Source organism: Brachybacterium sp. (assembly GCF_052095815.1).
Classification (GTDB): Bacteria; Actinomycetota; Actinomycetes; order Actinomycetales; family Dermabacteraceae; genus Brachybacterium.
Genome location: NZ_JBQDLF010000015.1, coordinates 1 through 11,367 on the forward strand (window position 1 = coordinate 1; position 11,367 = coordinate 11,367).

Genomic DNA, 11,367 nt, shown 5'->3' on the forward strand with positions numbered 1-11,367 from the left:
TCCTCGAATCAGGAGGCTTCAGAAACCAGCTACACCCTCGGATGCGATGAGCCATTTATCCACAAATTCATCCACAGTCTCGACGGCAGGGGCGCAGGTTTTTGCGACGTCGTCGATGGGGAGCGCGGTGCCGGTGCATCGTTGCAGGTTGTGAGGGTGCTCAGGTCGGTTCAAGGGGATGCCGGGGGCGGCAAGCACGTTATCCACATTTCTCGGACGGGGTTTCGATTCTGGGCCGAACCGGGAAGAATGGAGGCATGTCGACAGCGAATATTCCGGAGTCCTCGCAGGAGCATCCCGCTCCCGAGGCGCTCCTCGCTGCGCTTCGTGAGGCAGGCCCCACCGGTCTCGCGGAGCTGATCGGGGATACCGACTTCCTGCTCTCCGCCATCGCAGCCACCCCGAGACGGATGTTCACGCCCGGTGCGCGACCGCGCGGTACGTACAAGAACCTGCTCGACAAGATCCATGAGGCGCGCAGCTCTCTCGACGCCCTCGAGGCACGCGCCGTGGTCGCGCTCGCCGAGGCGACCACCCGTGACCAGGTGCAGGCCGCGCGTGACGATGCTGCCCACGAGAACTCCTTTCTCCCACCGCTGGACCGGCTGATCCGGCAGGCCGACGCCAGGACCGCACGGGATGTTTCATTGGCCACCAGGCGCTCGCCGTCGACGACGAAGAGGACCTTGACGTCTGCGCGGCGCCTCATCGGCGCCATGCCCCGCATGCTCCAGTCTCTGGCCGGGGGGAAGGTCACGGCCACGGTCGCCTATGCGATCGCCTCCGCAACGGGGCCGCTCGATGACCGGCAGCGCCGCCAGGTCGACGAGGACCTCTTCGCGCGACTGCCGCGGATGGACGGCGCCGGAGTGAAGCGATGGCAGAAAGCTGTCGCCCAGGCCATCGCTGAGCTCGATCCTCACGGTGCCGCCGGTCGTCACCAGGCGGCGCGCAAGAACCGGCACGTGAACTTCACCCCGGGCGAGCACGGCATGGCGACCGTCAGCGCGTACCTGCCGGCCCTCGACGCGAAGCTCGTCCATAAACGGCTCTCCCTCGAGGCGGAACGCCGACGGGCCGACGGTGCTCGGCAGGGCCATGGCGCACTGATGGCGGATGCCTTCACCGACACACTGCTCGGGCGGGACAGCGGGATGGAGCCGGTGACGCTCGAGATCGGGCTCATGATGACCGACCGTGCCCTGCTCTCCCCGGACCATGGGGACGTCGCCCATATCGAGGGCTACGGCCCAGTCCCGGCTGAGGCTCTGCGCGAAGAGCTGCGCAACGCGCTCGCCGAGCCCGAGGATCCGGCTGAGGATCGATTCGGACCGGACGGGCCGCAGCTGCGGGTCGTCCTGCGGCGTCTGTACCTCCATCCCACCGCCGGGGAGCTGGTCGCCGTGGAGTCTCGGGCCCGGGAGTTCCCGGCTGCCCTGAAAAGGTTCCTGAACTGGCGTGATGGCACCTGTCGTGCCCCGTACTGCGATGCGCCCCTGCGCCATCACGACCACATCGTGCCGGCGAGCAAGGGTGGCCCCACCAGCGTGGACAACGGTCAGGGCTCCTGCGCGTACTGCAACCTCGCCAGAGAGGACGACGTCGCCCGGGTCGAGCGTGTCGAGGACCCGGAGCTCCCCGGCCACCTGGTGGCCTGGACCGGACACGGAGGCACGACGGTCATCACCGCCGCGCCGCCGCTCGGGCCGATCGCGCCGGTGGAGGACAGCCGCGTCGATCCCTCCGAATGCCACGATGAGGACCAGGTCGAGCACTCGGAACAGGACGAGGGCCAGGACAATGGCCGGGGCGAGGACCAGGAAGAGCCTGGCGGGATCACCGGCAGCGCCCACGTCGCACCGTGCACGGGTAGCGAGTTGTCGATCAGCTGTCGGATTCCCGAGGGTGACGCCGGGCAGCCCAGCGGATATCCCAGAATGGTCGGACCTCCTCGGGGAAAGCCCGCAAGCGCTGGCGTGCCAGGATGCACCCCACGGGCGACGAAGTCCTGCGACCGGCGCCGTCGTGCGCCGCGACGTCCTGAGACTCGACATCCTGAGACTCGACACTGCGCGCGGCCACCGCGCGCGTCTCGATCTGCTGTGCCGTGGAACCACCGCGTCTCACGTCGTCACCGCCACGCCCTTGCAGCGGGGGTCTCGATCTACTGTGACCTGATGATCCGTCACACCGTTTCCTTCACCCTCGTGCACGCTGCGGACTCCGCAGCGGAGCAGGACTTCCTCACCCAGGCGCCGGCCCTGCTCCGCGAGATCGATGGAGTCGAGGACTTCGCCGTCTCGCGACAGGTCAGCCCCAAGTCGGATTACCGGTTCCAGTTCGCGATGACTTTCGCAGACCAGGCGACCTACGCCGCCTACGATGCGCACCCCGAGCATCAGCAGTTCGTCGCAACGCGGTGGAGCAGCGAAGTCAGCGCCTTCGAGGAACTCGACTTCATCGCTTATCCCTGAAGCATCCGCGCGACGCTCGACAGGACGATGCCCCGGACGCCGACCGCAGTGGTCGGCATCCGGGGCATCGCCGCTGGTCGGCGGATCAGGCTTCCGCGCGCCGCAGCCAGACCGTGGTCGCGCCGGGCAGCTCCTGTGCCGTGCCGTCGGCCGCTGTGAGCGGAGCGCTCGCGAGCAGCACCTCGCCGTCCGGCAGTGCGACCGGCGCGTCACCGAAGTTCGTCACGCTCAACCAGCCGCCGGGCCGCTCGAAGGCGAGGACGTCACCGGTGGAGACCTCCTCGTCCCAGGTCAGCGACTCCTCGCTCTGCAGCTCCCCACGCAGTCGCAGCGCCTCGCGGTACATCTCGAGGGTTGAGCCCGCGACCCCGTCCTCGGCCTCGACCGAGAAGTCCGCGAACCAGGCCGGCTGGGGCAGGTGCGCGCCGCCGGTCCCGAAGCCGAATGAGGAGCCTTCGCGGGTCCAGGGCAGCGGCACCCGGCAGCCGTCGCGGCCCAGGCCGTCGAAGCCGCGATCCTCTGCGGTGGTGCGCCAGAACGCGGGATCCTGCCGCTGTGCATCAGGGATCTCGGCGACCTCGTGCAGGCCCAGCTCTTCGCCCTGGTACAGGTAGGCGCTGCCCGGCAGGGCCAGCTCGAACATCGTCGCTGCACGTGCACGGCGCAGGCCCAGTTCACGATCGATGCCCTCGTCCGGACCGCCGGCGAGCACCCACTCCGCACCCTGCTTCACGTCACGACCGGCGCGCGGGGGCAGACCGTAGCGGGTCGCATGGCGCACTCCGTCGTGGTTCGAGAACACCCAGGTGGTGGATGAGCCCGTCGCCGCCGACTGCGCAAGGTTGTCCGTGACGATGTCGCGGAAGTGTGTCGCGTCGAAGTCCGCCTCCATCAGATCGAAGTTGAACGCCTGGCCCAGGCCCTCGGGGCTCGCGTACTTCGCGCGCCGCTCCGGGGTCTCCACCCAGGCCTCCGCCACGGCGGTGCGTGCCGGGGAGTACTCGTTGAACACGGCGCGCCACTCGGCGTAGATCTCATGGACCTCATCGCGGTCCCACAGCGGGTGGGTGCCGTCCTTGGGCATCGCCTGCAGCTCCGCCTTGCTCGGCAGCACCTCGCCGAGATCCTTGGCGAGCCCGTGCGCCACATCGATGCGGAAGCCGTCGACTCCGCGATCCGACCAGAACCGCAGCGTCCGCCTGAAGTCCTCGTGGACCTCGGGGTGCTTCCAGTTGAAGTCGGGCTGCTCGGTGGCGAAGGAGTGCAGGTACCACTGGCCGTCCGGCACCCGGGTCCAGGCCGGGCCGCTGAAGATCGAGGTCCAGTCCGCCGGGGGCAGCTCCCCGTTCTCGCCCGTGCCGTCGCGGAAGATGTACCGCGCCCGAGCGTTCGAGCCCTGCGGGGAGGCCAGCGCCTCGCGGAACCACTCATGGCGGTCCGAGGAGTGGTTGGGGACCAGGTCCACCACCAGCTTGATGCCGGCGTCATGGAGCGCGGCGACCATCTCGTCGAACTCCGTCAGGGTGCCGATCTTCGGATCGACGTCCCGGAAGTCGTCCACGTCGTAGCCGCCGTCCGCGAGCGCGGAGGGGTAGAACGGGCTCAGCCAGACGGCGTCGACGCCGAGCTGCTGCAGGTAGGGCACGCGGGAGATGATCCCGCCCAGGTCACCGATGCCGTCGCCGTTGCTGTCCGCGAAGGAGCGCGGGTAGATCTGGTAGACGGCCGCCTGGCGCCACCAGTCGGCGTCAGCCTGCTGGTCGGCGGGAACGGTCAGGGAAGGAGTGGTCACGGTCGAGGAACCTCCGGGTTCTGCGGGTGGTGGGTGAAGAACGGGTGTGAGGGGAAAGAGTCGGGTGGGGAAGCGGCAGGTGGGCAGGCCGCGCCGGGGCGTCACGAAGGGTGGCCGACGCCGCCGGCCGCCCTCGGGCTCGCCCGCTACTTGATGGCGCCCTGGGTCAGGCCGGACATGACCCAGCGCTGCGCGAACAGGTAGACGATGATCGCCGGCGCCATCGCCATCAGGTACGAGGCGAAGGCGACGTTGTAGCTGTTGCTGAACTGGGTCTGGAACATGTTCTGCAGCACCGGGATGGTCTGCAGCGTAGGGTCCGAGATGATCAGCGACGGCATCATGAAGTCGTTCCACGAGGCGATGAAGGCGAAGATGCCCACGGTCGCGCACATCGGTCCCAGCAGCGGCAGGATCAGCTTCCAGAACACCTTCCAGGTGCCGGCGCCGTCCATCCGCATCGACTCCTCCAGCTCGAGCGGGATGGTGCGCAGGAATGCGGTGAACAGCAGGGTGTTGAACGCGAGGGAGAAGGCGATGTGCAGGATCGCGACCCCCAGCGGGTTGTCCAGCCCGAGCATGCCCGTGAGCTGGATCTGGGGCAGCGCCACCACCGGGAACGGGATGAACATCGCCGCCAGCAGGTAGAAGAACGACCAGCGGAAGGCGCGCCGATCCCAGTTGCGCACGATCGCGTAGGCCGCGAGGGACGAGATCACGATCTCGCCGATCACCGCGATCACCGTGATGAAGATCGAGATGGCGAAGCCGCGCGGGAAGTTCGTGAGGTTCCAGGCCTCGACGAAGCTCGAGAACGTGAGCGGGGAGGGCAGGCCGAACGCATTGCCGTCGACCGCCTGCTCGGTGGTCTTCAGTGCCATGTTCACGGTGACGAACAGCGGCACCAGCACGGCCAGCGCGCCCACCATGAGCAGCACGGTGGCGGACCAGTTGGTGCGATCCCGGCCCACCTTCCCGCGGCGGCGGCGCACGGGCTGCGAGGTGGAGGTCGAGGTGGCGGTGGAGGACGTGGGGCTCGGGGCCGCGGCAGCGGCGGAAGTGGTGGTCGACATGATCAGAACGCCGTCCTTCCTCGGGTGATGCGGAGCTGGAGGAGCGCGAGCGCGATCGAGATCAGGAAGAAGACCATCGCGTTCGCCATCTGGTAGGCGTAATCGCCGCCCTCGAACCCGCGGAAGATCGACATCGCCACGGAGCGGGTGGCCACGCCCGGGCCGCCGTCGGTCAGGCCCACGATGATGTCGTAGGCGTTCAGGTAGTTCTTGAATCCCAGGATCGTGTTGATGACGATGAACCCGGAGACCAGCGGCAGCGTGATGTGCCTGACGCTCTGCCAGCCGGTCGCGCCGTCGATCGACCCGGCCTCGTACACCTCGCCGGGGATGGTGACCAGTCCGGCGATGTAGATGAGCATCGTCGAGGGGATCGACTGCCACGCGGTGACGATCACGATCGACAGCCAGGCCCAGTCGGGGTTGGCGAGGATCGAGGTCGACAGGGCGTCCACGCCGATCGCCTGCCCCATGCCCGGGACGGTGTTCGCGAACAGGTACTGGAACACGAAGGCGATGACGATGCCGGAGATGACCATCGGGATCACGTAGATCGTGCGCAGCGCGGTGGTGAAGCGGATCTTCGAGGTCAGTCCCAGTGCCAGTGCGAAGGCGAGGATGTTTACCAGGACCACGGTGATCAGCGAGAAGCCGAGGGTGAAGGTGTAGGAGCCCAGGATCCCCTGGTCGCGGAACATCGCGATGTAGTTGCGGACGCCGATGAACTCCCAGTCGCCGAAGCCGATGGAGTTGGTGAAGCTGTAGCCGAAGCCCAGCACCGCCGGCAGGGTGACCGCGAGGCTGAACAGGGCGAGCGAGGGGAACAGGAACAGGTAGTAGAGGGGGTCGATCCTCCGCTTGCGATGGACGATCGGGGTGCGGGGCCGGCTGGCGCCGCCCGCGTCGGTGGTGCGAGAGGGTGTCGTCGTCGACATCGACGCTCCTTGCTGGTGAGTCATGGCGTGGTCACTCCCGGAAGGCCAGGCGGGCCCAGTCGGCATCCATGCGCGCCAGGACCTGCTCGGCGTCGGCACCGCCGACGATCGACTGAAGGTAGTTCTGGGCCGGGATCGAGTTCGGGATGAACTGAGAGGCCCCCATGTAGAAGCGGCCCTCGTCGTAGTACTGCTGCATCTCCGCGATCCGGTCATCGGTCACCGCCGGGGCGTCCTTGGTGGTGCCGAAGGCGAGGAACTCTGCGTTGTACGGGTCCTGGACCTCGGGCCGCATGAGGAACTGCAGCAGCTCCCGCGCCCCCTCCTGCTCGTTGGCAGCGTCGGGGATCCACAGTGAGAGGTCGATGTTCACGCGGACCTTCCGATCGGCCGGATCGGCGGTCATCGGCAGCGGGAAGGTGCCGAGATCCAGGTCGCCGCCAGCCTTCTCGATCTCTCCGAAGGCCCAGGGTCCCTGGAAGTACATGGCCGCCTGCTCCCGTGCCATCGCCGTGTTGCCATCGCCGTAGGCCCGGCTCGAAGCGTCCGCGTTGAGGTAGGGGATCAGTTCGACCATGCGCTGCACCGGCTCGAGCAAGGTCTTCTGGAATGAGACCTCGGAATCGGGGCCGACGTCCTCGCCGAGCTCGTTCATCTGCTGGTAGAAGGAGCGCACGTCCACGAGCCCGCCGACGGTGTAGTCGAACAGGCCCTGCGCGATCGTCCACGGGTCGAGCAGAGTCGCATAGATGGGCGTGACATCCGCGCTCAGGAGCGTCTCGCAGACGGTCAGGAACTCCTCCCAGGTGGCAGGAACCTCCAGGCCGTGCTCTCCGAAGATCCGTCGGTTGTAGATGACCGACGCGGCGGTCACCGAGTAGGGCAGCACGCTGGTGCGCCCCTCATAGGTGGGATACCAGTCGGCGAGCTCGGCGACGTCCTCGCGGATCATCCCGGCCTCCGGCAGATCGGAGAGGTCCGAGAGGGCTCCGCGCTCCATGAAGCGGCCCATCTCGAGGTTGTAGTTCAGGCAGCCGAGGTCGGGCGGACTGTTGCGCACGAAGCTCGCCGAGAGGTTCGTGGCGATGTCGTGCTGGACGGCGAAGCGGCCCTGGGAGGCGGAGAAATCCGCGGCGAGCTGGCCGAAGTACGGGATCGCCTCCGGTTTGGACTGGTACAGCGTCAGTTGGGAGGAGCCGCTCGCGCTGCCGCAGGCGGCCAGGGCCGCCGCGGTGAGCGCGCCGCCGGCACCTGCCAGCAGGGTTCGTCGGGTGAGGGGGCCGGGCGAGCCGGTCGAGGATGACACCATCGTCTCCTTCGCGAAAGAGTGTGCAGGCTCTCTGGACAGATGCGACCATAGATACATCAAGCGTTATATTTATGGTCTATCGGAAGTATGGAGCGGGGTGGAAGTGATGTCAACCGTCCAGGACCGCGGCGCGAGCTCGCCGCAGCTGATGCGCCGCGCCAACCGGCAGGCGCTGATGCAGCACGCCCTGCGGGCGGAGGCGTTCACCGCGGCCGACGCGATGGCCGCGACCGGGCTCACCCGGGCCACGGTGCTCGGGGTCTGTGCCGAGCTCGAGCAGGCCGGGTGGCTCTACGAGGTCTCCGGTGGCCGCGACGAGGGCATCGTGCAGCGGGGCCGTCCGGCCAGGCACTATGCGCTGCGCGCCGAGGCCGCGGTGCTGATCGGCATCGACGCCGGACAGCACACCCTCAGCGCCCGGGTCGCAGACCTGCATGGGAAGGAGCTCGCGGCCGCGCGATGCGCGATGCACGGCGAGCTCGACGGCACGGATGCTGAGCAGGGGGCTGCTGCGGCCGAGGAACGGGTGGACGCCGTGCGGTCCCTCGTCGACGAGGTTCTCGAACGAGCCGGCGCGAGCGGTCGCCTGCGGCTGCTGACCGTCATCGGCGTCCCCGCCCCGGTCGACTCCTCCGGCCGCTCGCCCGCTGTCGGCGGTGCCTACTGGTCTGCCATGAACCCCGGCTTCGTCGACGCCTTGGACGGCACCGTCGTCGTCGAGAACGATGCGAACCTCGCGGTGCTGGCCGAGCACGCTCTCGCACCCGCCGCACCCGCCGCACCCGCCGCACCCGCCGCACCCGCCGCACCCGCCGGAGCTGTGCCGGGAGAGCGCACCGAGCACCTCGCCGCGCTGCTGATGGGGGAGCGCGTCGGAGCCGGTCTCATCGTCGACGGCGGCCTGCTGCGAGGGGCCGACGGCGGGGCCGGCGAGATGCGCTTCCTCGACACCGTGCTCGGCGACTCCCGCGGGGCCGACGGTGTCGCGGCCCTCGCCCGCCGCTGGAGCCTCGAGGCGCTTACCGCCGGGGCGGTCTCACCCGTTCTCGCGAAGATCCCTGCCGCACGGCTCGCTGCGGAGGACGTCTTCGCCGCCGCTCACGCGGGCGATCTGCTGGCTTGCGAGGTGCTGGACCGGATCGGGGACCGGCTGGCCCGCATCGCCGCGATCCTCTCCAGCCTCCTCGGGGTGGAGAAGGTGGTGGTCGCCGGCGCGATCGCGACGGCCATCGAACCTGTGCTGGCCCACGCCCGCGCCGTCCTGCCCGAGGTCTCCGCGCCCCCGTTCCCGCAGCTGCTGGCCAGTGCACTCGGGCAGGACGTGGTGGTGCGCGGGGCGATCGAGCTTGCGCTGGCCCGCCTGCGCGAGGATCCTCTGGGGCTGCTCTCCACCGATTGACCCACTGACTCACCCACTGACTGACCCGCTGACCGACCGAACCACCGAAGGGAATCACGCACCATGACCGTTGCAGCACCGGAGGGCGCCCAGCGAAAGCTGCGCGCCGGAGTGATCGGCCTGGGCTGGGCCGGCCAGCAGCATGTGGCCGCCTACGCCGCCGATCCCACCGTCGATCTCGTCGCACTGTCCGCGATGGAGGAGCACCTGCTGGAGAGGTTCGGGCAGGAGCACGACGTGCCCGGCCGCTACCAGGACTGGAAGCAGATGATCGCCGAGGCCGAGCTCGACGTCGTCTCCATCGCCACGCCCACGTTCCTGCACGAGCCGATGGCGGTCCACGCCCTCGAGGCGGGCGTGCACGTGCTCACCGAGAAGCCGATGGCCCAGACCGGCGAAGCCGCCGCGCGCATGGTGGAGGCCGCGCACCGCGCCGGCCGGGTGCTCGAGGTGTCCTTCAACCACCGCCAGCGCGGAGATGTGACGGCGCTGAAGGCCGTGGTCGATTCCGGCGTGCTCGGGAACCTCTACTACGCCAAGGCCGGCTGGATCCGTCGTCAGGGCATCCCGGGGCTCGGCACCTGGTTCACCAAGGCGGCGAGCTCCGGTGGCGGCGCGATGATGGACATCGGCATCCACATGCTCGACATGACCCTGCACCTGATGGGCGAGCCCGAGGTCACCGCAGCATCCGCTGCCACCCACGCGGAGTTCGGTCCGCTGGGCCGCGGCGGCTCCGGCTTCGGCATCTCACAGGTCGAGGAGGGCGTCCCCTTCGAGGTCGAGGACCTCGCGACCGCCTTCCTGCGCCTGGACGGCGGCGGCACGATGCTGCTGGAGTCCAGCTGGGCGCAGTGGATCCCGCACGACCTCTGCTACGTCACCCTCTATGGGGCCGACGGCGGCGCCACCATCGAATGGGGCGGCGATCCCACGCACCCGCACCAGGTGCTGAAGGTCTGGACCGAGGTCGCCGGCATCCCTGCCGAGCTGCAGCCGGTGGTGGGTGAGGACGGTCGGCACGCAGGGGCGATCGCGGAGTTCCTCCAGAAGGTGCACTCCGAGGACTGGGTCGCGCACGACGGCTCGCTCGCGTTGCGCCGCGCCCGCGTGATCGATGCCTGCTATGCCTCCGCCAAGGCCGGCGCCGAGGTGGCTCTCGCGCACTGAGCGCGCGTACGCTCCGAGCCCGCGCACGCTCCGAGCCCGCACATTCCTTGCGTGTGCGCACTGGCCCGGGGGTCGCAGCTGCGGAGGATGACAGTACGGGCCGACCACGATGATGTCGTGGTCGGCCCGTTCGCTGTGCAGCCTCGCGCTGTCGCTCGCTGTGCGAGGACGCTGCACCGTCGGCCGGAAGGTCAGTCCCTCGCGGCCGACGGGGCGAGACGGGGGAGGGTCACTCGCCGGGCAGCGGCGGGAGGACGTCGGGGTTCTCCTCGAGCCACTTCTCCACGGCCTCGGCATACTTGCCCTCGCCGAACTCGTTGACGACCATGTCCTCGAGCGAGCCGAACTCCTCATCGGTCAGGGCGGCGCCGGCGATCCACTCGGTGACGTCCGGGAAGTCCGCGCCGAAGCCCTGACGGGCCAGGTGGTGCAGGGCCTCGGCCTCACCGAAGTGGCCCTCGGGGTCCTCGAGTGCCTTCATCGAGTAGGCGGGCATCGCCCAGAACGGGGTCCAGAGCGTGACGACGATGTCCTCCTGGGCATCGATCGCGCTCTCCAGCTCGGTGATCATCGCCGGGGTGGAGGAGGTGATCAGCTCGTAGTCGTCGAGACCATAGCCGGGGATCACGCGCTCCTGAGTGGCCTCGGTGAGACCGGCGCCGGGCTCGATGCCGACGATCCGACCGCCGAAGCGGTCAGCCTGACCAGCCAGCTCGTCGATCGAGGTGATGTCGACGTACTCGGGGACGGCGAGGTTCAGCACCGCACCCTCGTAGTAGGGGACCAGGTCCTCGATGGAGTCGCCGTACTCCTCCATGTAGGAGGCGTGGGTGACCTCGGGCCAGGCCGAGGGGAAGATGTCGACATCGCCCTGGGCGAGGCCCGCGTAGAGCACACCAGCCTCGGTGATCGGCTCGTGCTCGACGGTGTAGCCCATGGCCGTCAGGCGGTTGTCGAGCAGGTAGGCGGTGGACAGGCCGTCGGTCCAGGACGGGATGTAGCCGAGCGTGATGGTCTCGCCACCACCGCCGCCGTTGTCGCTGCTGCCACTGCCGCTGCCGGAGTCGTCGGTGCCGCAGGCCGCGAGGCCCAGGCCCATCAGGCCCGCTCCGCCGCCCAGCAGGGCGGCGCGGCGGGTGAGGGGCCGGCGGACGGCAGCTCGGGGGCTGAAGGGAATGCGTCGGTTCGTCATGATCGGGTCCTTCCGTGGTGATC

Annotated in this window: 8 protein-coding genes; 3 read left to right on the top strand and 5 right to left on the bottom strand. The window is 68.9% G+C overall.

The annotated features are described in order from the left end of the window. The first annotated feature begins 257 nt into the window (after positions 1-257). On the top strand, positions 258-2,474 hold the full coding sequence (locus tag ACTH43_RS08005) for a Dabb family protein (RefSeq protein WP_441444398.1): 2,217 nt from the start codon (positions 258-260) through the stop codon (positions 2,472-2,474). Positions 2,475-2,559: 85 nt separating this feature from the next. Here ACTH43_RS08005 and ACTH43_RS08010 read toward each other — a convergent pair whose 3' ends face one another. The 4 genes from ACTH43_RS08010 to ACTH43_RS08025 form a co-directional block, all read right to left on the bottom strand. Further along, entirely contained in the window at positions 2,560-4,266 is a 1,707-nt protein-coding gene (locus ACTH43_RS08010) for a glycoside hydrolase family 13 protein (protein WP_441444399.1), read from the bottom strand. Positions 4,267-4,412: 146 nt separating this feature from the next. Continuing rightward, entirely contained in the window at positions 4,413-5,339 is a 927-nt protein-coding gene (locus ACTH43_RS08015) for a carbohydrate ABC transporter permease (protein ID WP_441444400.1), read from the bottom strand. 2 nt (positions 5,340-5,341) lie between these two features. Beyond that, positions 5,342-6,274 carry a carbohydrate ABC transporter permease gene (locus ACTH43_RS08020; protein WP_441444401.1) on the bottom strand — a complete coding sequence of 311 codons (933 nt, stop codon included), beginning with the start codon at positions 6,272-6,274 and terminating at the stop codon, positions 5,342-5,344. Positions 6,275-6,305: 31 nt separating this feature from the next. Further along, positions 6,306-7,583, bottom strand: a complete 1,278-nt coding sequence (locus tag ACTH43_RS08025) for an ABC transporter substrate-binding protein (RefSeq protein ID WP_441444402.1) — start codon at positions 7,581-7,583, stop codon at positions 6,306-6,308. Positions 7,584-7,689: 106 nt separating this feature from the next. Between ACTH43_RS08025 and ACTH43_RS08030 the strand changes: the two genes are divergently transcribed. Together ACTH43_RS08030 and ACTH43_RS08035 are read left to right on the top strand one after the other, a co-directional pair. Next, complete coding sequence (locus ACTH43_RS08030) at positions 7,690-8,982, top strand: ROK family protein (RefSeq protein ID WP_441444403.1); 1,293 nt, start codon at positions 7,690-7,692, stop codon at positions 8,980-8,982. Between the two features lie 63 nt (positions 8,983-9,045). After that, positions 9,046-10,152: a Gfo/Idh/MocA family protein gene (locus ACTH43_RS08035; RefSeq protein WP_441444404.1), complete on the top strand. Its 1,107-nt coding sequence runs from the start codon at positions 9,046-9,048 to the stop codon at positions 10,150-10,152. 229 nt (positions 10,153-10,381) lie between these two features. Here the strand turns inward: ACTH43_RS08035 and ACTH43_RS08040 are convergent, their stop codons facing one another. Continuing rightward, on the bottom strand, positions 10,382-11,344 hold the full coding sequence (locus tag ACTH43_RS08040) for a glycine betaine ABC transporter substrate-binding protein (protein ID WP_345076789.1): 963 nt from the start codon (positions 11,342-11,344) through the stop codon (positions 10,382-10,384). Between the last annotated feature and the right edge of the window lie 23 nt (positions 11,345-11,367).

Bases quoted from the DNA above. Each gene is read 5' to 3' on its own strand.
- ACTH43_RS08005 (WP_441444398.1), top strand. From the start codon at position 258: ATGTCGACAGCGAATATTCCGGAGTCCTCGCAGGAGCATCCCGCTCCC.
- ACTH43_RS08015 (WP_441444400.1), bottom strand. From the start codon at position 5,339: ATGTCGACCACCACTTCCGCCGCTGCCGCGGCCCCGAGCCCCACGTCC.
- ACTH43_RS08020 (WP_441444401.1), bottom strand. From the start codon at position 6,274: ATGTCGACGACGACACCCTCTCGCACCACCGACGCGGGCGGCGCCAGC.
- ACTH43_RS08025 (WP_441444402.1), bottom strand. From the start codon at position 7,583: ATGGTGTCATCCTCGACCGGCTCGCCCGGCCCCCTCACCCGACGAACC.
- ACTH43_RS08030 (WP_441444403.1), top strand. From the start codon at position 7,690: ATGTCAACCGTCCAGGACCGCGGCGCGAGCTCGCCGCAGCTGATGCGC.
- ACTH43_RS08035 (WP_441444404.1), top strand. From the start codon at position 9,046: ATGACCGTTGCAGCACCGGAGGGCGCCCAGCGAAAGCTGCGCGCCGGA.
- ACTH43_RS08040 (WP_345076789.1), bottom strand. From the start codon at position 11,344: ATGACGAACCGACGCATTCCCTTCAGCCCCCGAGCTGCCGTCCGCCGG.